General features: G+C 44.8%; 22 protein-coding genes. 20 read left to right on the top strand and 2 right to left on the bottom strand.

Annotation, left to right across the window (positions count from 1 at the left end):
* The first annotated feature begins 14 nt into the window (after positions 1–14).
* The 5 genes from CGZ90_RS07390 to CGZ90_RS07370 all read left to right on the top strand — a co-directional run bounded on the left by CGZ90_RS07390 (position 15) and on the right by CGZ90_RS07370 (position 7,085).
* The gene (locus CGZ90_RS07390; protein ID WP_094251660.1) at positions 15–1,268 is read left to right on the top strand and encodes an ATP-binding protein; all 1,254 of its coding nucleotides are present in this window, start codon (positions 15–17) and stop codon (positions 1,266–1,268) included.
* 20 nt (positions 1,269–1,288) lie between these two features.
* On the top strand, positions 1,289–1,855 hold the full coding sequence (locus CGZ90_RS07385; protein ID WP_094251659.1) for a TetR/AcrR family transcriptional regulator: 567 nt from the start codon (positions 1,289–1,291) through the stop codon (positions 1,853–1,855).
* A gap of 123 nt (positions 1,856–1,978) precedes the next feature.
* The gene (locus CGZ90_RS07380; RefSeq protein WP_094251658.1) at positions 1,979–4,114 is read left to right on the top strand and encodes a YhgE/Pip domain-containing protein; all 2,136 of its coding nucleotides are present in this window, start codon (positions 1,979–1,981) and stop codon (positions 4,112–4,114) included.
* Positions 4,115–4,390: 276 nt separating this feature from the next.
* Positions 4,391–5,542 (top strand): ABC transporter ATP-binding protein, encoded by a 1,152-nt coding sequence (locus CGZ90_RS07375; protein ID WP_094251657.1) that lies wholly within the window; start codon positions 4,391–4,393, stop codon positions 5,540–5,542.
* Positions 5,526–7,085: a glycine betaine ABC transporter substrate-binding protein gene (locus CGZ90_RS07370; RefSeq protein WP_379675188.1), complete on the top strand. Its 1,560-nt coding sequence runs from the start codon at positions 5,526–5,528 to the stop codon at positions 7,083–7,085. The genes CGZ90_RS07375 and CGZ90_RS07370 overlap by 17 nt, the downstream gene beginning before the upstream one ends.
* Positions 7,086–7,651: 566 nt before the next feature.
* Here the strand turns inward: CGZ90_RS07370 and CGZ90_RS07365 are convergent.
* Positions 7,652–8,374 carry an amino acid ABC transporter ATP-binding protein gene (locus tag CGZ90_RS07365; RefSeq protein WP_094251656.1) on the bottom strand — a complete coding sequence of 241 codons (723 nt, stop codon included), beginning with the start codon at positions 8,372–8,374 and terminating at the stop codon, positions 7,652–7,654.
* A gap of 273 nt (positions 8,375–8,647) precedes the next feature.
* Here CGZ90_RS07365 and CGZ90_RS07360 point away from each other — a divergent pair, with 273 nt between their 5' ends.
* The 7 genes from CGZ90_RS07360 (at position 8,648) to CGZ90_RS07325 (ending at position 16,447) form a co-directional block, all read left to right on the top strand.
* On the top strand, positions 8,648–9,634 hold the full coding sequence (locus tag CGZ90_RS07360; RefSeq protein ID WP_094251655.1) for a LacI family DNA-binding transcriptional regulator: 987 nt from the start codon (positions 8,648–8,650) through the stop codon (positions 9,632–9,634).
* 56 nt (positions 9,635–9,690) lie between these two features.
* Positions 9,691–10,989, top strand: a complete 1,299-nt coding sequence (locus CGZ90_RS07355; RefSeq protein ID WP_094251654.1) for an ABC transporter substrate-binding protein — start codon at positions 9,691–9,693, stop codon at positions 10,987–10,989.
* 163 nt (positions 10,990–11,152) lie between these two features.
* Positions 11,153–12,484, top strand: coding sequence for a carbohydrate ABC transporter permease (locus CGZ90_RS07350; RefSeq protein ID WP_094251653.1), 1,332 nt, complete (start codon positions 11,153–11,155; stop codon positions 12,482–12,484).
* A gap of 28 nt (positions 12,485–12,512) precedes the next feature.
* Positions 12,513–13,340 carry a carbohydrate ABC transporter permease gene (locus tag CGZ90_RS07345; RefSeq protein WP_094251652.1) on the top strand — a complete coding sequence of 276 codons (828 nt, stop codon included), beginning with the start codon at positions 12,513–12,515 and terminating at the stop codon, positions 13,338–13,340.
* 258 nt (positions 13,341–13,598) lie between these two features.
* A complete protein-coding gene (locus CGZ90_RS07340; protein WP_094251651.1) occupies positions 13,599–14,336 on the top strand; it encodes an MBL fold metallo-hydrolase in 738 nt (245 codons plus the stop codon).
* Between the two features lie 23 nt (positions 14,337–14,359).
* Entirely contained in the window at positions 14,360–15,349 is a 990-nt protein-coding gene (gene lplA / locus CGZ90_RS07335) for a lipoate--protein ligase (protein ID WP_094251650.1), read from the top strand.
* 675 nt (positions 15,350–16,024) lie between these two features.
* A complete protein-coding gene (locus CGZ90_RS07325; RefSeq protein ID WP_094251820.1) occupies positions 16,025–16,447 on the top strand; it encodes a hypothetical protein in 423 nt (140 codons plus the stop codon).
* A gap of 65 nt (positions 16,448–16,512) precedes the next feature.
* Here CGZ90_RS07325 and CGZ90_RS07320 read toward each other — a convergent pair whose 3' ends face one another.
* Complete coding sequence (locus CGZ90_RS07320; RefSeq protein WP_094251648.1) at positions 16,513–17,067, bottom strand: GNAT family N-acetyltransferase; 555 nt, start codon at positions 17,065–17,067, stop codon at positions 16,513–16,515.
* A 277-nt stretch (positions 17,068–17,344) separates the two neighbouring features.
* Between CGZ90_RS07320 and paaK the strand changes: the two genes are divergently transcribed.
* The 8 genes from paaK (at position 17,345) to CGZ90_RS07280 (ending at position 23,298) form a co-directional block, all read left to right on the top strand.
* Entirely contained in the window at positions 17,345–18,673 is a 1,329-nt protein-coding gene (paaK, locus tag CGZ90_RS07315) for a phenylacetate--CoA ligase PaaK (protein WP_094251647.1), read from the top strand.
* Positions 18,674–18,745: 72 nt separating this feature from the next.
* On the top strand, positions 18,746–19,711 hold the full coding sequence (gene paaA, locus CGZ90_RS07310; protein ID WP_094251646.1) for a 1,2-phenylacetyl-CoA epoxidase subunit PaaA: 966 nt from the start codon (positions 18,746–18,748) through the stop codon (positions 19,709–19,711).
* Positions 19,712–19,730: 19 nt separating this feature from the next.
* Entirely contained in the window at positions 19,731–20,078 is a 348-nt protein-coding gene (gene paaB / locus CGZ90_RS07305; protein ID WP_094251645.1) for a 1,2-phenylacetyl-CoA epoxidase subunit PaaB, read from the top strand.
* Positions 20,075–20,869 (top strand): 1,2-phenylacetyl-CoA epoxidase subunit PaaC, encoded by a 795-nt coding sequence (gene paaC / locus CGZ90_RS07300; protein ID WP_094251644.1) that lies wholly within the window; start codon positions 20,075–20,077, stop codon positions 20,867–20,869. The genes paaB and paaC overlap by 4 nt, the downstream gene beginning before the upstream one ends.
* A gap of 18 nt (positions 20,870–20,887) precedes the next feature.
* Positions 20,888–21,385, top strand: coding sequence for a 1,2-phenylacetyl-CoA epoxidase subunit PaaD (gene paaD, locus CGZ90_RS07295; protein ID WP_240515365.1), 498 nt, complete (start codon positions 20,888–20,890; stop codon positions 21,383–21,385).
* 52 nt (positions 21,386–21,437) lie between these two features.
* Entirely contained in the window at positions 21,438–21,743 is a 306-nt protein-coding gene (locus CGZ90_RS07290) for an EthD family reductase (RefSeq protein WP_094251643.1), read from the top strand.
* Complete coding sequence (locus tag CGZ90_RS07285) at positions 21,736–22,512, top strand: enoyl-CoA hydratase/isomerase family protein (protein ID WP_094251642.1); 777 nt, start codon at positions 21,736–21,738, stop codon at positions 22,510–22,512. The genes CGZ90_RS07290 and CGZ90_RS07285 overlap by 8 nt, the downstream gene beginning before the upstream one ends.
* 12 nt (positions 22,513–22,524) lie before the next feature.
* Positions 22,525–23,298, top strand: a complete 774-nt coding sequence (locus CGZ90_RS07280; protein WP_094251641.1) for an enoyl-CoA hydratase-related protein — start codon at positions 22,525–22,527, stop codon at positions 23,296–23,298.
* Positions 23,299–23,304: the final 6 nt, after the last annotated feature.

Genomic DNA, 23,304 nt, shown 5'->3' with positions numbered 1-23,304 from the left:
AAGGAGGTTTACAAATGAGGGACTTCATCGAACCATTATTCGTCAATATCGCTATTGTATTTGCATTCACTCATTTGCTGAACATGATATATCCTTTTCAGACGAATCAAAAACTTTCTCTGAAAAATAAAATATTATACGGGCTGCTTAGCGGCATTGCTGCGCTTGCCTGCATGGTATATCCTATTGAAACCTTAAAAAATACGTTTTTTGACCTGCGGAATGTTCCAATCCTGATAGTGTCTCTCTATGCCGGCTGGATTCCCGGCGCGATTTGTACAGTCATGGTTATCATTACCCGTCTAGCAATGGGCGGTGGGGTTGCTTGGCTCGGTGTTGTGCTGGCGATGGTTGCAGTTATAACGGCACTTGCTTATAGAAACTTCTTTACAGAAAGAAAAAGAAAAAGGTGGAAGCCGGCGATCTTCATCGCGGTCGTCTATTCTCTTTTTTATACAATGTTTATCTACACTTATCTGGATGATTTGTCCCTGCAGTTTTATTTAGTCTATTTCTCTAGTTTTATTATCGCTTTCTTTTCATGCATATTTCTTATTGAACGATTATTTTCGATCAACATGCAGCTGAAAGAAACTGCGTATCTGGACAAACTCTCCGTTGCAGGCCAGATGGCAGCGGCGATCGCGCATGAAGTTCGGAATCCATTGACTACTGTCAGAGGGCTGATACAGTTTCTTGGCAAGGATACAAAGGATGAAAAGCTGAAAGAGTTTTCACCATTACTGCTTGATGAACTGGATAGAACGAACAAAATTATTACGGACTACCTGACTATGGTGCGGCCTGCTGATTCAGAGCTGGAGTGTTTAAACATCAATGAAGTGCTTCGAGATGTGAAATCACTTATTGCTCCATTTGGATCGATGCATGATGTCGAGATTAATTTAGAGGATGTTGGTCATTTTCCGCTTATGGCAGACCCACAGCAGCTGAAACAATGTTTGATTAATCTGATCAAAAACGGTATCGAGGCGATTGAGGGAGAAGGAATCATTCACATATACAAGTATGCATCTGATAAAAATGTTTTCACGTTTATTATTGAAGACAATGGAAAAGGGATGACAGACGAAGAGCTCGAACAAATCGGTCTGCCTTTTTATACAACAAAGTCAAAGGGAACTGGACTGGGAACCATGATTACTTACCGTCTTATCCAGGAGATGGGAGGAAAGCTTAAATATGAAAGCCAGCCAGATATAGGTACAAGAGTGCTGATCACGCTGCCTGTTGCAATACAAGAATAAACTGAAAGGATGCGGAGGTAATGGACCGAAGACAGAGTATATTATTGGCGGCAGAGAAATCCTTTGCGATGTTCGGGTATAAGGCTACAACCGTAGACCAGATCGCTAAAATTGCCAATGTAGGCAAAGGTACCATCTATACATTTTTTTCTAATAAGGAAGAGCTTTTTTATGAGATCGTAAATGGCCTCGTAAAAGAGATGCGTCATATTGCAGCAGAAGCTTTTCAAGAAGAACGTCCGTTTTATGAAAAGCTTCATATGGCATTAACCGGTGTACTTGAACTGCGCCGAACGCATCAGCTGGCGGTTAAACTTTCTCAAGAACTGCGTGAATATAATACATCACCCGTTAAAGAAGCATTGAAAACGCTGGAAATGACAATCTTAACATTCGTTTCCAATGAGCTTGAAAAAGCAGTCGAAAAAGGAGAGGTAAAGCCAGTACGTACTGATGTTGCTTCTTTTTTAATGATGAAGATGTACCTCGCTCTGATTTTTGACTGGGAAGAAAACCATGATCCGTTAAATGAGAATGAGATGGCTGAAGTCTTGGAAACTTTTGTGATGAACGGAATCGGAAAGTAGTATTGCCTTTTTTTACGATTCATGATAGTTTTATTTCTGACCGAATTTTAATTTTGGTCATATTTTTTACTTGGAAATGACCAAATGACCAAAATGGTCATTTTGTAAAAGGAGTGGAAATTTATGTGGAGCAGTATTAAAGCACAGTTTGCAGCAGTTACCGGCAATAAGAAGATTTTGGTGCCAGTTCTTGCAGTTCTTTTTATACCAGTGCTATACAGCGGCATGTTCTTATGGGCGTTCTGGGATCCATACGATAAGATGGAGGATCTGCCAGTCGCTATCGTAAATGAAGACAGAGGCGCAGAATATAAGGGGGAACATCTGGAAATTGGAGATGACCTTGTCGAAAAGCTGAGGGATAATCCACAGTTTGAATGGAAGTTTGTAAACGAGAAAGAAGCAGCTAAAGGAATGGATCAGAACAAATATTATATGACGATTCATATCCCGGATCATTTTTCCGAAAAAGCAACAACTGTATTGAGCGATGATCCAGAAAAACTGGATATCACTTATACTCCGAACGCGAGCTTTAACTTTTTAGCCGCTCAAATCGGAGGTACTGCAGTCGACCGTATCAAAGAAAGTCTTGCAAATGAATTAACAAAAACTTATTCAAAAGCGATGTTTGAGAACGTAGACACACTCGGAAGCGGGCTTGTGAAAGCGGCTGATGGTGCTAATAAGCTTAATGATGGCATCAAGCAAGCTGAGGATGGAACAGGCAAGCTGTTAAGCGGCATGCAGGAAAAAAGTCCATCTCTTCAAAAGCTTGAAGACGGATCGGTTTCATTAGCAAAAGGTTCAAGTGATTTAAACAGCGGGCTAGGCAAGCTGCTTGATGGCCACAACAAGATTGTAAACGGCCAAATGCAAGCTGCCGATGGTGCCGTAAAGTTAACAGAAGGATTGAAAAAATCAGCAGCTGGTGCAGAGTCCATTGACAGCAACTCACAAAAACTTGCGGACGGCTCTGCGAAACTTTCTGATGGGGCAGGAACATTGTCTGCTAAAACAGCAGAATGGAATCAAGGCGCACAGAAGGTTGCAGAAGGTTCTAAAGGGGTTGAAGCGGGTCTCGGCCAGCTCATCGCAAACAGCGATAAAATGACGAACGAACAGATCAAGGAGCAGCTGCAAAAATTGTATGGAGCGAGCCAGCAAGTGAACGGAGGACTTGGCCAGCTTACAGACGGTGCAGCACAAATCAGCGGCGGTGCCGAGCAGATTGCAGCTAACAGCCAGACGATCAGTGCAGGACAGGCAAAGCTTGCTGAAGGTGCAGGCACACTGTCTGCAGGTCAGCAGCAGCTCGTCCAAGGTGCAGAAAAACTGTCTCAGGCAGAGCAACAGCTTGCTGCAGGAAGTCAAACGTTTCATGAAAAACTTGGAGAAGCGCAGGCTGGTTCAGCTAAAATCGCTGCGGGCATGAACGACCTGCAAGGCGGTACAGCTGCGTTAAATTCAGGATGGTCTGAAGTGACAGGCTATGTACAAAAAATTCAAGACGGCCAATTGAAGCTGGATGAAGGCAGCAAGGAGCTTGCTGGAAAACTTGGAGAAGCAGCTGAAAAAACAGGAGAAGTAAAAGGAAAAGACTCTACGTATGATATGTTCGCTTCACCAGTTGATGTGAAAACAGAGAACGAGTCTGAAGTGCCGAACTATGGAACTGGTTTCGCTCCTTATTTCCTTTCACTCGGTCTGTTTGTCGGAGCACTTCTTCTTTCTATCGTGTTTCCGCTTCGTGACCGTGCAGGTTCACCGAAATCAGCGTTAAGCTGGTTTGCGGGTAAAACAGCATTTCTTGCAGCAGTCGGTGTCATTCAGGCACTTATCGCAGATGCGATCTTGCTGTTCGGTTTAGGCATTGAACCTGCAAGTACAACGAAATTTGTGCTCTTCAGCATTCTTACAAGCTTCACTTATCTTGCACTGATTCAGTTCTTTGTAACAGTGATGGGTGACCCAGGGCGTTTCGTAGCGATCATCATCCTTATCCTTCAGCTGACAACAAGTGCAGGGACATTCCCGCTCGAACTTATCCCAGACGCGCTGCAGCCAATTAGCGCTGTGCTGCCTATGACGTTTACGGTTGCTGGATTTAAAGCAGCCATCTCTAGCGGCGACTACAGCTACCTTTGGGATAACAGCTTGATCTTGTTTGGATTTACGTTCATGTTCTTGATAGGAACGTACACGTATTTCGCTCTTCAATATAAGAAAATCAAAGGCACTGCTGAACAAGCAGCATGATGTAAAGCTCCTCCCGCTGCGGAGGAGCTTTTTTTATTGGGGATACTTATTGGGGGTACGGTACCAGCACCATGTGAACCTTGTTTTCAAAAGGTTTTACAGGATGGAGTACCGTACCCCGGTTGTTAATCTTTTGTTATACATATTATTTTTGGAACAAGATGAAAATAAGACAGGATATTCCAAGTTTGCAAGCGAGCAAGCAAGGGTAAGGATAATTATCAGTCCTCCACTGTGAAGACAAACATCATAAGAAAATAATGAAGGAGGAAGAGGATGATTACGTTTAAGAATGTCGGGAAAAAGTATCCCGACGGTTTTGAGGCGCTTAAGAACATCAGCTTCGACATTAAAGAAGGCGAACTCGTCGCCCTGATCGGTCCTTCCGGCTGCGGTAAAACGACGACAATGAAGATGATTAACCGATTAATTGAACCCACTTCAGGAACAATCTTAATTAATGGGGAAGATATCGCCGATCAAAACCCTGTAGAGCTAAGAAGAAATATAGGGTATGTTATCCAGCAGATCGGTCTTCTGCCGCATTTAACGATAGGTGAGAATGTTTCAATTGTACCTAAGCTGAAAGGCTGGGAGAAAGAGCGGTACGAGAAGCGGGTGGATGAGCTGCTTGAACTCGTCGGACTCGACCCGGAAACATTTAAGGAACGCTTTCCAGGAGAGCTGAGCGGCGGGCAGCAGCAGCGTGTCGGAGTAGTTCGTGCACTAGCAGCAGAGCCTCCGATTATACTTATGGACGAGCCATTCAGCGCGCTTGATCCTATCAGCAGGGAACAGCTGCAGGATGAACTTGTGAAGCTTCAGGAATCAATTAAGAAAACGATCGTGTTCGTAACACATGATATGGATGAAGCGATTAAAATTGCTGACCGCATCGCGATTATGCAGGGCGGAGAAATTGTACAGCTGGACACACCGGAGAGAATACTAAGACATCCGGCAAACGATTTTGTTAAAGGATTTATCGGTGAAAACCGCTTATCTTCAGGAGATACAGCACTTGAAGCTACCGACCTGATGAGAATGAATCCAGTAACAACAAGGGCAACGAGAGGATTGGCCGAGGCCCTTAAAATGATGAAACGCTACGGGGTTGACAGTCTTCTTGTAACTGATCAGCAGAGCAGGCTTTTAGGCATAACAACTCTTGAACGTCTTGAAAGGCACTATTTTGATGAGGAAAAAACGGTTGGAGATTTGATGGAAACGGATTTAATCACAGTTTCCACGGATACAGTCTATACTGATGTAGCTGAAATTTTTGCAACCAAAAAAGTAAACGCCATACCAGTATTGGAAGATGGCAGGCTGGTAGGGCTAATTACCCGTGCCACCATGATGAGAGGCCTCGCAGGGATGAACATCGGTGCGCAAAGGCCACTTGAAGGAGGTGGCAGCATTGAATAACTTTTTGGTAACGATGAAGGATACATTTATTAACCGCTGGCCGGAAATCTTGACTGGACTGCAGCAGCATTTGTTCTTATCGCTCGTTTCTATATTGATCGCCGCTGTTATTGCGGTGCCGCTAGGGATTTTTATCTCACGCAGAAAAAGTGTTGCAGAACCGGTAATCGGTGTAACAGCTATATTCCAGACTATTCCTAGTCTGGCGTTGTTTGGATTCTTGCTTCCAGTCTTCGGTATCGGAAACACAACGGCGATTATAGCACTGACCGTATACGCGCTGCTGCCAATCCTGCGGAACACATATACAGGAATAACTGGAGTTGATTCATCAGCAGTGGAAGCCGGAAAAGGCATGGGAATGACAAACTCGCAAATATTGAGAATCATTGAACTTCCTTTGGCCCTGCCGATCATAATGGCGGGTCTCCGCACAGCAACAGTACTTACGATAGGTGTAGCGACACTTGCAGCATTTATTGGAGCAGGCGGTTTAGGTGACTTGATTTACCGCGGTTTATCTACCACCCGAAACGAGCTTGTACTCGCCGGTGCGATACCAGCTGCATTGCTGGCAATTGTTTTTGATCTGATTTTAAGACGGATTGAAATTGCAACAGAACCCCGTGCTAAGAAAAAGTCTTCATGGAAGCTGCCGGTTCTGATTGGGGTTCCGGTGCTTGCTGCAATCTTGTTCTTCACACTTAGAGGTGGAGCGGGGGATGAAGGCATCGTCATCACGGGGAAAAAGTGGACAGAGCAATACATCCTGCCTTATATCATTTCGGAATACGTTCAAGATAAGACAGATTACCCGGTGACGGTGAAAGAAGCAATAGGAGAGACACCTATTCTGACGGAAGCCATCAAAAAAGGGGATATAGATATTTACGTTGAGTATACGGGAACGGGATACTTAACGATCTTGAAAGAAAAGTATGACCCAAGCATGAAGCCAGAAGAGATATACGAAAAAGTCAAAGAGGGTTATGAGAAGAAATATAACCTGAAATGGACTAAGCCTCTTGGGTTTGAAAACACATACGCAGTTGCTCTAAACCCGCAGGTCGGGAAAAAACTAAATGTTAAAACCATCTCGGAGCTGGCACCGAAATCAAACGAGCTCTCGTTCGGCGGTCCGACAGAATTTTATGAGCGTGAAGACGGCTACACGCCATTTATCAAAACGTATGGTTTGAATTTCAAGGATAAGAAAAGCTTAGATCCTAACTTGATGTATTCTGCTGTAAAAGAAGGAAAAGTAGATGCAATCCCTGCATACACAACAGACGGGCGTATCGTGCGTTTCAACCTTCAAACTTTGGAAGATGACAAAAAGTTCTTCCCGCCTTATTATGCAGTTCCAATTGTAAGAGAAGATACATTGAAGAAATATCCGAAGCTTGAAAAAGTTCTAAACGAGCTCGAAGGCAAGATCACTGAAAAAGATATGGCAGAGATGAACGCCAAAGTCGACCTTGATAAAGAAGACCCGCGTAAAGTAGCTCAGGACTTCTTGAAAAAGAAGGGTCTTATTAAGTAAGGCTTGTTTCGTGAAGATTTTTGCTTTTAGAAATCAGAGAAGAGGTTGATCTACGTTTCAGGTGCACGCTTTCCGCAGGGTGGGCGGTGAGCCCTCTTGCCGCTACGCGGCCTAAGAGGTCTCACCTGTCCCACTTATCCTGCTGGAGTCGGCACCTTACACTCCGATCAACCTTATCAATGATGAATTCAAGATGTTCAAGCGTATGAATTGTTTTATTTCGATTATCTGAATTCGCTCAGTGTATTGTATGCTTTAATTGTAAAGAAAAAAGGGTAAAACCACCTCGATAATACGTGTTGGTCTTACCCTTTTTTTGTTCTTGGTTTCTATTCATTTGTAAGCAATATTCGTTGTGATTGGAGCGGAAGGGTGCGAGACTCCTCGAAAATGAAAATCGCATTTTCTTCGTGCGAGGTATTGTTGCTGCAGCCTTCCTTGTCCTGCGGGACGAGCGGGAAGGTGAGACCCTTTAATTTAAGGCGCAACGCGGCAAAGGGGCTCACCGAACGCCCCGCGCGGAAAGCTCAGCACCGTGAAGCGGAGATCAACTGCCTCATCCTTGCTCATAGAACTTTGCTTAGGAATGATTTCGTTCGTTCGTGCTGCGGGTTTCCAAACAGCATAGACGGAACATTCTCTTCAACGATGTAACCGCCATCCATGAAGAATACTCGGTCTCCTACTTCGCGTGCAAAGCCCATCTCATGAGTCACGACGACCATTGTCATGCCTTCCTGTGCCAGCTGCTTCATAACTTCAAGCACCTCGCCGACCATTTCGGGGTCAAGAGCACTCGTAGGCTCATCAAAAAGCATGATCTTTGGATCCATGGCGAGTGCGCGTGCGATCGCGACACGCTGCTTCTGTCCGCCTGAAAGTTGAGAAGGATAGCTGTCTGACTTGTCTTTTAAGCCTACCTTTGCAAGAAGCGAAAGAGCCTTGTCACGGGCGGCGGCTTTATCCATGCCCCGAACCTGAATGGGAGCGAGTGTCACGTTTTCCAAAACGGTTTTATGCGGGAATAAGTTAAACTGCTGAAACACCATCCCGACGTCTTCGCGGACTTTATTAATGTTTACTTTCGGATCTGTCAGGTCTACTCCGTCGATGAGTACATGTCCTCCTGTAATTTCTTCAAGTTTATTTAAGCATCGGAGAAACGTGCTTTTACCCGAACCTGACGGGCCGATAACACAGACGACTTCTTTGTGGGCAATCTCGGCATTTATATCTTTAAGAACCTCTAATTCGCCAAAGGATTTTTTTAAGTTTTTTACGCTGATCATGTTTGCTGCTCCTTTCTTGTAAAGAAAAACTGGCTGGCACCGCGTCAGAATTTGCTGTATATAACGGCACTGATACATGCTGTGAAAACGATTCGATGTATTAAAAGAGTTTTCGCTTTTTTAAGAATAAATTCCTTCCGTTCCTTCGTTAAATTTTCTGAAAAAAGATTTGACCAAACTAGGCAGCTGTTTTATACTCGGTTTATGAAAACGATTTCATGAATTCGATTCCACAACAGTTTCAAAGGTGAATCACGGCAGAGGAGACGTAGGATGGCGACCATTCAGGATGTGGCAAAGCTTGCCGGATTGTCAAGAACGACCGTTTCGCGGGTCATAAACGACCACCCGTATGTAGCGGAAGAAAAAAAGCAGCTCGTAACAAAAGCGATGAAGGAATTAAACTATGTTCCAAATTCTTCAGCGCAGCGTCTAAGGAAACAGGCGACTGAAACGATTGCTGTTTATGTTCCGCGCATCACAAACCCTTTCTTCAGTCAGCTGGTCGAATCAATGGAAAACGCAGCCGCTCAAAAAGGATACCAGCTAATTTTGTGCCAGACAAGGTATAAGAAAAAGCAGGAACTTTTTTACCTTGAATTATTGCGGACAAAGCAGGTAGACGGGCTGGTGCTCACTTCGATAGAGAACAACTGGAGTGAGATTAAACCATACTTAGCTTGCGGACCGATTGTCTTGTGCAACGAGTACAGTGATGAGGCGGAAGTACCTGTCATCCATCTCGATCAGATTCAAGGCGGATACATAGGGACGAAGCACCTCATCGAGCAAGGGTACACGAAAATTGGTTATTGTTCTGGCAATCATAAGAGTTCGCGAGTTGCAGCTGACCGAAGAATCGGCTATTTAAAGGCCATGGAGGAAGCCGGACTTACGGTGCAGCCTGAATGGTATTATGACAGCGCTTACAGCGTTGAAGACGGTAAGAGGATTTTTTCAATCATTCAAAATCAAAAAAATAGGCCAGATGCCGTTTTTACAGGCAGTGACGAGGTAGCAGCAGGAATCGCGAAGGCGGCCAAACAAGCTGGCTGGAGCATCCCGGAGGACCTCGCTATTATCGGTTTTGACAATCAGCCGCTTGCTGAATTAATGGATTTGACCACGATTGAGCAGCCGATTGATATGATCGGCAGGCTGGCGATGGAGAAGATGATTGAAGAAATTCAAAGTAAAGGTATGCAGAAAAGAAAACGGACGGAACTGCCGCTGAAGCTCGTTCAGCGTTCATCGACGTAACGTGTTGTTGTGAGTATGGAATCGTTAACACAAATCATTGTAGCAGGGGGATAACCATGAAAAACCTTAAAAAGATGTCAAAAGTAATCAGTGCATCACTTGCTCTTTCTCTTGTGCTTGCAGCGTGTTCGGATGATAAAAGCGAGTCAACAGGATCTAAAGATGGAAAAGATGAAAAAGTGAAAATCGTCTATGCACGCGGTAAGGATGACACTCAAGGTACTAAGGCGATGGTTGAAGCATTTGAAAAGAAATACCCGAACATCGATGTCGAGTTTAAAGAAATGCCGGCTGACACAGGAAAGCAGCATGCTCAGTATTTGACTGCGTTCAACGCGAACTCATCTGAGATGGATGTTATCGACCTTGACGTTATCTGGCCAGCTGAATTTGCTCAGGCAGGTTACTTGATGCCTCTTGACCGTTTTATTGATAAAGACGGCGTGAACCTCGATGAATACAACCAAGGTGCACTATCTGCTTCGAAATTTAAAGGCAAGCAGTGGGCTCTCCCGAAATTTATCGATGCTGGTATGCTTTTTTACAGAACTGACCTGGTAGACAGCGGCAAGGTTCCAAAAACGTGGGACGAGCTTCTAGCTACAGCAAAAGCAACAAAAGGACAAGGCGGCACTGAGTTTGGTTACTTGATGCAAGCGAAGCAATATGAAGGACTTGTATGTAACGCAGTTGAATTTATCGCTTCTTACGGCGGAAAGATCATTGATGAAAACGGAGAAGTAAAAGTAAACTCTCCAGAAGCGATTAAAGGGATCAAGAAATTGGTCGAAATCGCGAATTCTGATGTTGTTCCGGCTAACGTAACAACATTTGCTGAGCCAGAGTCTCATACTGCATTCATCAACGGACAATCTTCTCTTATCCGTAACTGGCCTTACCAGTTTGCTCTTGCAAACGACAAGTCACAGTCCAAAATTGCCGGCAAGGTTGGCGTAGCTCCGCTTCCTGCTGGTGACGCTGGATCTGCTGCAGCACTAGGCGGATGGATGGCTGGAATCAACAAGAATACGAAGCACCCTGAAGAAGCTTGGAAGTTCCTTCAGTTCATGACTGGTGCTGAAGGCCAGAAGATCGACGCGATCAAAGGCGGACATGCGCCGACACTTCTTGCTCTTTACGATGACAAAGAAATTTTAGAAGCGAACCCGTACTTTAAAGAAGAAGGTTTCGTAAATGCTCTTGAAGCAGCAGTATCGCGTCCGGTAGCTCCAAACTATCCTGAAATCTCTGATATTATTCAGGGGCAGATTTCAAAAGCGATCGCCGGTGATATTACGGCTGAAGAAGCTGCAAAGAACATGCAGGATGAGATTTCTGCAAAGCTTGTAAAATAATTAATGTTTCTGATCTGCATAAGCCTTCATTTCCAAAAAAATGAGGGCTTATGCGGCTTATGTTATGGTATCGATTCCATAAAATTCATGTGCAATGCAATGGATGGATGAATTCATCGCCCATCCATCGATTGCATTCCAATCAAGCAAGGAGCTGAAAATAATGGAACCTAATCTTTCCCGCGGCAATAAAACAGATACTGCGTCGGTAAAGAAGAAAAAGAAGTCAGGGGAAAGCAAGGCTGGATATTTATTAGTTGCTCCTGCCTTAATACTGATTCTTGCCATCGCGATCTGGCCGGTCCTTCAATCCTTTTACTACAGCATGTTCGATCTCAGGCTTGCAAACCCGCAAAAAAATGCCGCTCATATTTCGTATCAGGTAGACCTTCACAAATATTTGGACAACTATCCGTTCCTGATTAACCTTATTGACGAAGAGATGTCAGAAGCACCTGGCGAATCAGCAGAGCAGTTAGAAGCGCTGAAAGTAAAGCTTGAAAAAGCAGACGAAGAGCTGAAAAAAGAAGGCTCTGTAAAGGAAAAGTATGATCAAGTAGATGAAAAGCTGATGGTTATGAAGCCTGTCAGCAAGGATCTGGCCATCGCAGAAGTAGAGAAAGATGCTGCGCTTCAGCTGGAAAAAACAATTAAGGAAGTTAATGAAGAAGCGAAAAAGATAAAAGGGCTGAAAAATGAGGAAGATGTTCTTGGCCTTGCTTCTTCACTGGATGAAGCGGTCATTAAGCCAAACTTTATTGGCTTTGAATCTTATACAGAAAAACTGCAGGATAAAAGAATGTGGCTGGCATTAAAGAATACAACCGTGTTTACGGTCATTTCCGTTTTCGTGGAACTCGTTCTCGGGCTTGCGATCGCACTGCTCATCAACAAAGCATTCTTTGGCCGCGGTCTTGTCCGTGCGACCATCCTGATTCCATGGGCGATCCCTACAGCTGTATCCGCACTCATGTGGAAGTACTTATATGACGGACAGAATGGTATTGTCGCTAAAGTCTTTGCTGAAATAGGTTTGGTAGATAATATGACAGATCTCCTTACGAGCAGCACCGGAGCGATGTTCTCCGTAATATTTGCAGACGTATGGAAAACGACGCCTTACATGGCACTTTTATTACTCGCAGGGCTGCAGACCATTCCTTCATCATTGTATGAAGCGGCATCCATTGATGGAGCGACAAAATGGAAACAGTTTACGACAGTTACGCTGCCGCTTTTAAAATCAAGCATTCTTGTAGCACTATTGTTCCGTACGCTCGATGCGTTCCGTGTGTTCGACCTTGTGTACGTTCTTACAGGCGGAGGTCCTGCAAGTTCAACCGAAACGATCTCCTCACTCGCTTATAAGGTTATGTTTGAGCAGTCGAATTTCGGGGACGGTTCCGCGCTTTCGGTTATTGTCTTTGTCTGTGTGGCTGTCATTTCCATGATTTATATTAAGTTCTTAGGCCGTGACCTGCTCAACGATAAATAATGAGAAACGTGCAAAGGAGTGAAGCGCAATGAACAAAAAAGCAGGACCGTTATTTTATGTCTTTCTTGCAGTATTTGTCTTTCTTGTTATGTTTCCGTTCTTATGGATGCTGACAAGCTCTATCAAGCCAATCGGTGAACTGTTTGGTGCAGATGCGTTCAACCCGTTCACATCCAATCCGACACTTGCAAACTATGAATCGGTGTTCGTCAACTATCCGTTCGTCAAATATTTATGGAACAGCTTTGTTGTTGCTTCCATCACGACAATTTACACCGTTTTCGTAGCATCGTTCGCAGCTTATGCGATCGCCCGTCTTAAATTTAAAGGGAAAACATTGATACTTGGACTTGTCCTCTCAGTCTCCATGTTCCCGCAGATCGCAACGATTTCACCGATCTATATTTTCTTGAAAAACCTAGGACTTACAAACAGTTATCTAGGTCTGATCATTCCATACACAACGTTTACACTGCCGCTTTCTATCTGGATTCTCGTAACCTTCTTCCGCAAGATCCCGTTCGATCTGGAAGAAGCAGCGAAAATCGACGGGGCATCACTTATGCAGACGTTCTGGCGTGTCATTCTGCCGCTTGCCATTCCAGGAATTTTCACAACGGCAATTCTAGTATTCATCGCAGCATGGAACGAGTTCCTGTTCGCGCTCACGATCAATACAGACGATGCATACAAGACCGTGCCAGTCGGTATCGCAATGTTCGAGGGCCAATTCACGATTCCTTGGGGCGAGATTACAGCTGCGACAGTTATCGTAACTGTGCCGCTCGTTATCATGGTCCTGTTGTTCCAGAGAAGAATTGTTTCCGGACTGACTTCTGGAGCGGTAAAAGAATAGTCTATGGGAAAAGCTGAACCTTTTGGTTTGGCTTTTTTGCTTTTACCGGTTTGCAGTGGGTGAATGAATGCGTGTCGAAATTTGTCAAATGGCACAAATCTTATAAAAACGGCACATAAGCGGAAAATACGGAACATAACTCCGAAAATTGGGCGTTTAACCCGAAAATTTGGCACATAAACAGAGAACGGCCTTACAAAATGTTGTCTCTGCACCATTTAGGGTACACTTATTAAAGAAAAAAGGAGGCGTAAGCAAATGAAACTGACGGTTATCGGGTACTGGGGAGGTTTTCCCGCGGCTGGGGAAGCTACTTCAGGCTATTTATTGCAAAAGGACGGGTTTAACTTACTGATCGACTGCGGCAGCGGGGTGCTGTCACAGCTGCAAAACTACATAAAGCCCGATCAGCTTGATGCGGTTATCCTCTCACACTACCATGCAGACCATGTGGCAGATATCGGGGTGCTGCAATACAGCCGCTATATTCAGAGTTTCCTTGCAGATTCTGTACCGATGCTGCCTATTTACGCGCACACATTGGATGAGAACGGCTTTGCTTCTCTCACTTATCAGCAAAGCACACAAGGCATCCCCTACAATCCAAACGAGACACTGAACATCGGTCCGTTTACGATCACATTTCAGAAAACGAAGCATCCGGCTGTCTGCTATGCGATGCGGATAACGGATGGGGAGAAGACATTCGTTTATACGGCCGACACTTCTTATATCCCTGAACTCGTAACATTCAGTAAAGGAGCAGACCTGCTAATATCCGAGTGCAACTTTTATAAAGGAATGGACGGAAGCAATGCTGGACATATGAACTCCACCGACTGCGGCAGGCTTGCTGCAGAATCTGGTGTGCTTCATCTTCTTCTGACGCATCTTCCTCATTTTGGAGAAACCAGCCATCTTGCCACAGAAGCAAAAGAGGTGTATAACGGTAAAGTGGAGCTTGCCGTATCCGGTTGGACATGGGGGCTTGAATAGGGGAGAAAAAGGAGAAGTAACGCATGCTTTTTATAGATAATGAAAATATTACCGATCCGAGGATTAACCTCGCGATTGAGGAGTTTGCGCTTAAACACTTAGATATAAACGAAACGTATCTGCTCTTTTACATAAACGAGCCTTCTATTATTATCGGCAAGAACCAAAACACAATCGAAGAGATAAACGCAGAGTATGTGAGGGATAATACGATTCATGTTGTCCGCCGGCTGTCTGGGGGCGGGGCAGTGTATCATGACCATGGCAACTTGAATTTTAGTTTTATTACTAAAGACGACGGCAGCTCTATGCATAATTTTAAGAAATTTACGGATCCCGTTGTAAAAGCGCTAGGAAAGCTTGGAGTCAACGCTGAGCTTAGCGGCCGCAACGACATCCTGGCAGAAGGAAAGAAAATTTCCGGCAACGCCCAGTTTTCTACAAAAGGGCGCATGTTCAGCCATGGAACGCTCTTGTTCGATTCTGAGATCGAAAACGTCGTGAGTGCACTTAAAGTTCGGCAGGATAAAATCGAATCAAAAGGGATCAAGTCGATCCGCAGCCGAGTGACAAACATTCGAGAGCATTTATCAGAAGATTTGACGATGGAAGAATTCAAACAGATTTTGCTTCAATATTTGTTTGAGGAATTTGAAGAAATTCCACATTACACTTTGACTGAGAGCGATTGGGAAAAGATTCGCCAGATTTCCAGAGAGCGTTATGCTAACTGGGACTGGAACTATGGCAAGTCGCCAAAATTTAACGTTGAGCTTTCCAACCGTTTTGCAGCAGGCTCAGTCGATATCCGTTTGCATATCGAAAAGGGAATTATCAGGGAATGCAAGGTTTACGGCGATTTCTTTGGTGTAGGCGATGTTTCAGAGATCGAAGAAAAATTAACAGATATCCGCTATGACCGGGGCGAAATAGAAAAAGCTCTAGAAGACACTGATCTAAAACACTACTTTGGAAACGTGTCAAAAGATGAATTTCTTGATCTGCTTTACTAATAATAATTAAAAAAACGACCAGGTCATTTTGATCTGGTCGTTCTTTTTGTATAGGCTGTCTTCTATAAGATTGCAGTTTTTGAGCAATTGTTCTTGAATGGAATAATCAATCGAAAAGTACTGTTAAAGTTATTGTGCAGTTTCTTGATTTGCTCTTCGTTTACTTTCTGTTTTCCTGATTTCTCTTCAGGAGTTTTGAACAAAGAAATACAGTCTTTTTCTTATACATCGTGTACATCATAGATTAAGTTGATTGGAGTGTAAGGTGCCGACTCCTCGAAAATGGAAGGCACATTTTCTTCGTGCGATGTCTTGTTGCGTAGCCTTCCTTATCCTGCGGGACGAGTGGGAAGGTGAGCCCTCTCAATGGCGCATGCGACGAGAGGGCTCACCTGTCCAGCAGAAAACGGCTAGCCCCTCGAGGTCAAAAGGGAAAGTGTCCAATAAGTTAAAGGACGACTTACCGGCCACTTTACCTTTTGCTTGTCGGGGCTGAACGAGCTGTTTCTGCTTTTCGCCACGCCCCGCGGAAAGCGTGCACATGAAACGGAGATCAACGGCTTCTTGGATTTCTTTTATAGTAACAAAACCTAATCCTCCACCCATTTTTCCACTTGTACAAGCACTTCATTGCTAATTTCATAAACTAGCATTATGAAGAAGGGGGGTGAAATGTTGGCTCAATTTCTAGATTTAAGAACTAGCCAGAACGCTAGCTATGCAAACTCTATTGCGATACCCATCCTAGTAGTAGATACTCCTCAACTAGTTGGACAAGTAGGCCTCAATACAGGGAATGCGGGAGCTAATATTCGTGTGGAGTTACAAGGTACGATTGCTGTACAGCTGCCTTTGGCTCTTGTATCTATCACAATTTCGGTTGTAAGAGGAACGCTTCCAACTGATCCTGAAATTTTTTCAGCTTCTCAGTCATTTAGCTTAGAAGTTCTTGCACCTCAAGTAATATCTTTCAATGCATCTGACTTTGATCCTCCTGCAGCAGATCAACTGACTTACACAATGTTTGTCTCATCAAGTCTATTAGGCACAATCCGTGTAGGTCCAGAAAGCTTCAGCGGCATTGCAGTTAGCGATTAATTAACTTTCCAATAAACAATAAATAAAAACAGGCACATCAATCCTTTGGTGTGCTTTTAATGTTTTTATCTTTTCTCGGAAATTAAAACTTTCCGTCCGCTGCGCAAAACGGTGATAAACCCATCCAGAATATCATGGCTTACGGAAAATCCTTTGCGCTTATAAAACTCCAATGCATTTTCATTACCATTTGAAACAAATATAAAATAATCGTCTACATCCTGAAACTGATGCAGCCATTTCATTGACATATCAAAGAGAACAGATCCAATTCCATATTTCCTGTATTCTTCTTTAATATAAAACTGTGATAAACAGCCGACATTACTTCCGCTTACAGATGAAAGATCGAAAAAGGTGGCAAACTCATTTGAATATGTTTCTTTTGGGGATACATTCGAATATACATAGCCTGCTGTTTTATCGCCGTCTTTTACAATGACAATATAATTATGAAGTGCTTTTTTTACAGAAGGAACCATCCTTGTGTCGAAGTTCATACTGTCAAATCGTTCAGGTGCTATGTATGCCTTTGATTTTTGAAAAGACATGAGTTCATTGCATAGATCTCTACAGTCCTCCATATTCTCAACTGGAATCACTTCATAAGTAAAGTTCACACATATTCACTCCTTCATGGAAAGCTTTTTTGCTTAATTAAATAGTAGTCTCATTTAAATTTTACTTCAAGTTTTGACAGCTGCTAAATGATTCTTTGGCTCTATGTTTATTGTAAATCAGGAGTGTTCTTATATCGTTTTCGGTTTGACTTTTCTGATATTTCGCGATATTCTGAGGGCAAGTGCATAACAGAATATTTTACCATCGATAAAAAAACGTTATATTTTTTTGAATAGTATTGTAAACGCTTACAAAAAACATTTTAGGGGGATCGCGATGATACTTCGGCCAGATCTGGAATGCATGGAGCAGGAGCAAAAAGAAAAGCTGCAGCTTGAAAGACTGCAGCAAACCGTTAAGCGTGTTTTCGAGAATGTCCCGTTTTATCAAGATGCTTTTCAGCAAAAAGGAGTTCATCCTAATACTGTACAAGCTCTTGATGATCTTCAAAAGCTCCCATTCACAAAAAAGCAAGATCTGCGTGACCATTACCCATTTGGGCTGTTTGCCGCAGAGAGAGACAAGCTGGTGAGACTTCATGCTTCCTCAGGCACGAGCGGAAAGCCCACAGTTGTTGGCTACACAGCGATTGACATCGATCATTGGAGCGAGATGGTAGCGCGTTCGATTGCGATCGCAGGCGGTGAACCGGGAAATGTTTTGCATAACGCTTATGGCTACGGACTTTTTACAGGCGGTCTCGGTCTTCATTACGGATCAGAAAAGCTTGGCATGATCACTGTACCTGTGTCAGGAGGAAACACGGAGCGCCAGATTCTTCTTATTGAAGATTTTAAGCCGCAGGTCATATGCGGTACACCGTCATATGTACTGACAATTGCAGAGAAGATGGAGGAGCAGGGGAAGGATCCGGCTGAGACTTCATTAAAATACGGTATTTTCGGTGCTGAGCCATGGTCTGAAGAGATGCGCACCACACTAGAAGAAAAACTTGGCATCAAGGCGATGGATATTTATGGCTTGAGCGAAGTGATGGGACCGGGAGTAGCGATGGAATGTCACGAAGCACAGGATGGACTGCATATTATGGATGATCACTTTATCGCAGAGATTATCGATCCAGAAACGCTGATGCCCGTTCCAGACGGGGAGTATGGCGAGCTGGTGTTCACCAGTCTGACGAAAGAAGCGTTCCCTGTCATCCGCTACAGGACTGGGGATATCGCGTCATTAAAAAGAGAGCCGTGCAAATGCGGCCGCACCTCGATCCGGATGTCGCGTGTAAAAGGAAGGATCGATGACATGCTCATCATTCGCGGGGTAAACGTGTTCCCGTCAGAAATCGAGAACTGCCTGCTTCAGGCGGATGGCATCGTTCCTCATTATCAGCTGCATATCATTCCAGACGGACTTCGCGAAAAGGTGGAACTTCATGTTGAGATCACAGAAGAAGTGTACCAGTCTTCTGAAAAAGATATCACACACCCGGACTTCCTGCATTTAAAGGAGAAAATCATCAGATTAATAAAGAATAACTGCCTGGTCAGCATGGAGATTAAGATGTTTCCTCCTCACTCGATCCCGCGGTCGGAAGGTAAGGCTGTAAGAGTTGTCAGGCATAAAAAAGAGGAAATGGAAGTATAACTGATTGATTAAACATATAACGTTATTTTATAATAACGGTAAATAAACGTAATATAAATGGAGGGGAATGCAATGGCAGCGATGCTGGATTATGACCGGCTGACAGAGGATGAAAAATTGGAGCATTTTATGGAGCGCATCAACCGGGGCGAAAAAATCGAGGCCGATGACTGGATGCCTGATGATTACCGCATATCGCTGATCCGCCTCATTTCCATGCATGGGATTTCGGAAATTATGGGAGCGCTTCCAGAGAAAGAATGGGTGCCTAAAGCGCCGTCGCTTCATCGCAAACTTGCTATCATGGCGAAGGTTCAGGACGAAATGGGTCATGGACAGCTTCTGCTCCGTGTTGCAGAGGATCTGATGGCTCCGCTCGGCAAAAACCGTGAAGATATCATGCAGGATCTTTTTTCAGGAAAGCTGAAGTTTCATAACGTGTTCCATATGTCCGCGCCGACTTGGGGCGATGCGGGAATGATTGCTTGGCTCGTTGACGGGGCGGCCATCATTTCACAAAGTATGATGCTTGATTCTTCTTACGGTCCTTATGCAAGAGCGCTTAAACGTATCTGTGCGGAAGAAGTGTTCCACGCTCAGCATGGCGAGAGCATTATTCTCGCGATGGCAGAAGGCACACCGGAACAGCGCGATATGCTGCAGGATTCCCTGAATCGCTGGTGGACGTCGCTCATTATGTTCTTTGGTCCTAAATCGGCAAAAGAAACGGGCAACTCGAACGCGGACAAAAACATCATGTACAAAATCCGCGCGAAAACAAATGAAGAGCTGCGACAGGAATTTTTCACAAAGTATATTCCGCGTATCTGGTCACTCGGGCTGACGATTCCGGATGAAACGATCCGTTTTGATGAGCAGACGCAGATGTGGATCTATAAGGATGTAGACTGGAACGAGTTTAAGCAGATCGTGACAGGCAACGGCCCTGAATCACATAACCGCCTTGACCTGCGCCGCCGTTCATACGATAACAATGCGTGGGTGCGAGACGCCCTGGCAGCAAAACGAGCTATTTAAGCAGGAGAGGAGAAAGGGCATGAGCGAAGCAAAGAATGAATTTTACAATGTATACGAAGTGTTCAGTAAAAAAACAGATAAATCTCCTTTTCAGCACCAGTTCAGCCTGCTCGCACCAAACGCGGACATGGCGCTCATTATGGCGAAGGAAAACTTCTTCAGACGGGAGCAGGTAGCTGACATCTGGGTCGTGAAACGTGAGAACATCCGCGGTCTCTCGCAATCTGAGCGAGAGATGCTGAAACGTCTTGATAAGGATTATAGAGAGACTAAAGGATACGGCTATTTGAAGAAAAAATGGCGTGAGTATAATCAGGAGCAGTTTACCGAGCAGCACATTCTTGGCGGAAAGGGAGATGCACAGTGACGACACCATCAGAAAAAGGAGCGCTCATAGAGCTTCTCTATCAGCTTGCAGACGATGACTTCATCCTTGCTTACCGCGGTTCAGAATGGCTTGGACTCGCACCGCACATCGAGGAGGATGTAGCCTTTTCCTCAATCAATCAGGACATGATGGGGCACGCGAACCTGTACTACAGGCTGCTTGAGCAGCTTGGAGAAGGAAAAGCAGATGAAATCGCACATCTGCGCGCACCGTCCAAATTCCGCAACGCAGTTTTACTGGAAGAAGTAAACGGTCCTGGAACATATCTTGAAAAGCCGGACTATGACTGGGCATTCGCGGTTGTGAGAAATTACTTCTACAGCGTTCATAAGCAAATCCGCCTTGACTCGCTGAGGCACTCAGATTTCGAGCCTTTGGCTGAAGCCGCGCGAAAAATCATGACGGAGCAGTACTACCATCTGATGCACTGGGAGCTCTGGTTCAAGCAGCTTGTCACGAGCACGGACGAAGCAAAATCACGCATGAACGCCGCAATTGAAAAGGTATGGCGTGACTTCGGCGGAGTGCTGACACTCGGCCCGGCTTATGCCGAGATGGTAAAAGCTAATTTTATTGATGATGAGAATGTATTGAAGCAGCGCTGGATGAAAAGGATTGAGGCTGTATTTAATGAAACAGGCCTTCCTTTCTCTGGAGAGCCGAGGATGGAAAGAGGCAATGGACGCAAGGGTGAGCATACACCAGACTTGACGCAAGCGCTCGCAACATTGTCCGAAGTGTACGCCACGAACCCGCAGACGGGCTGGTAGGGAAGGAGAGGAAGCACAGTGGCCGATAACATAAAAACTTTAGAGCAGATTGTATGGTCTGCGCTTTCGCACGTGAAGGACCCAGAAATGGCTACGGTCAGCATCTTGGACCTCGGAATGGTCGAGACGGTGAAAGCGAATGGGACGGCCGTTAAGATTACGGTGCTTCCGACATTCTCCGGATGCCCGGCCCTGAATATTATTGAACGAGATATTAAACAGGCGGCTGAAAAAGTAGAAGGTGTCACGGAAGCACATGTCGAATTCGTGTTTACACCGCCATGGACGACCGACCGCATTACATTAGAGGGACGGGAGCGGCTGAAAGAATTCGGCATCGCGCCGCCGCCGGCTAACCACGTGATGGGAGAGCCTTGGGAGATTGACTGTCCGTATTGCGGTTCGGCGTATGTGACGATGGAAAACATCTTTGGTCCGACTGCCTGCCGCAGCATCCTTTATTGCCGTTCTTGCAAGAATCCGTTTGAAGCGATGAAGCCTGTGGCGAATTTGTAGGCTTTAATGATGAGATTCACATTTTTAAAAAATAGATTAGGAGCTGATTATCTTGGTTAAATTGATCGCATTGTACAAAACACCTGAGGACACAGCAAAATTCGACGAGCACTATTATGGGCACCATACAGACATCACGAAAAAGATTCCTGGGCTCCGCAAAATGGAAGTAACAAAAATTGTTGGTTCACCGATGGGCAAGAGCGATTATCATGTGATGTGTGAAATGTATTACGATGATCACGAGTCATTGAAAGCAGCGATGAAATCTGATGAAGGAAAAGCATCAGGCAAAGACCTTATGTCTTTTGCAGGAGAGCTTGTCACGCTTATGATCGGCGAGGAAGTCAATGAGTAAATTTGAGACGATCACCGTTTCTATCAAAGACGGAATCGCCCTCATCTCATTAAACCGCCCAAGAGTACTTAACGCGATAAACCGTCCGATGGTCACTGAACTGTTACATGTGTTTGAATCGTATGATACAGATGATGAAGTAAAAGCTTTTGTCCTCACAGGCAATGGCCGCGCATTTGCAGCTGGCGCAGATATTGATGAAATGAAGAACGACGATGCTATTTCGCTTGAACTGCTGAACCAGTTTAAAGAATGGGACAGGCTAGCGACAATCCGCAAGCCGATTATAGGATCGATACATGGCTTCTGCTTTGGCGGTGGATTCGAGCTTGCACTTTGCTGCGATATCCTGTTTGCTGCAGAAAACACGCAGTTCGGTTTTCCTGAGATCAAGCTTGGAGTCATGCCGGGAGCAGGAGGAACGGTTAAGCTCACGAAGCTGATGGGGCAGAAGAAGGCGCTGGAATGGCTTTGGCTAGGCGACCCGATGACTGCCAAGGAAGCATTGGAATACGGTGTCATCAACCGTGTGCTTGCACCGGAAATCGTTCTGGATGAAGCGGTCAAGTTTGCCAAAACGGTCGCATCTAAAGCGCCTCTGTCAGTGCGCCTCATAAAAGAGACTGTCTATAAATCTATTGATTATTCCACATATGACGGCATGCAGTTTGAACGGAAAAACTTTTACCTATTATTCTCGTCACAGGACCAGAAAGAGGGCATGAAAGCCTTTATGGAAAAGCGTCCTGCCGAGTTTAAGGGACAATAGGGGGAGCAGACAATGTTTGAGACGATTAGCTATGAAACGAGAGGGAAAACCGCGTGGATCACGCTGAACCGCCCGGACAAGCTGAACGCATTCAACGCTGTAATGCATAAAGAAATGGCGGCAGCGATCAAGGAAGCTGGGAAAGATGACAGCGTCAGAGCGCTTGTGATCACAGGAGCTGGACGCGCGTTCTGTTCTGGCCAGGATTTATCTGAATCTCCAGAAGGTGCCGATTACAGCGACATTCTGCGAAAAGGCTATAATCCGATGATAAAAGCGATCGTCGGCATGGAAAAGCCAGTAATCTGTGCGGTAAACGGTGTGGCTGCAGGAGCAGGAATGAGCCTTGCGCTTGCATGTGATTTCCGTATCGCAAGCGAGAAAGCCAGTTTCATAGAAGCGTTCATCCATGTCGGTCTTGTCCCTGATGCAGGCAGTCTGTACTTCCTTCCTAGGCTTGTGGGCCATGCCAAGGCGATGGAGCTTGCCGTGCTCGGTGATAAAGTTAACGCAGCTCAGGCAAAAGAGTTTGGTCTAGTTAACAAATTAGTCAGTGAAGAAGACTTCGTGATGGAAGTGGAAACATTCGCCGAAAAGCTTGCACATATGCCGACAAAAGCAATCGGTCTGATCAAACGTTATTTAAATAAAAGCTGGGAAAGTGATCTGAACGAAGTGCTGGAGTTTGAGGCTCAAGCTCAGAAAATTGCCGGCGAGTCTCATGACCATCAAGAAGGGCTCGCTGCCTTTTTGGAAAAAAGAAAGCCTTCGTATACAGGGAAATAGACACAC

This window comes from Fictibacillus aquaticus (assembly GCF_002245695.1).
Lineage (GTDB): Bacteria > Bacillota > Bacilli > Bacillales > Fictibacillaceae > Fictibacillus > Fictibacillus aquaticus.
This window is presented reverse-complemented; position numbering and strand designations above follow the sequence as displayed.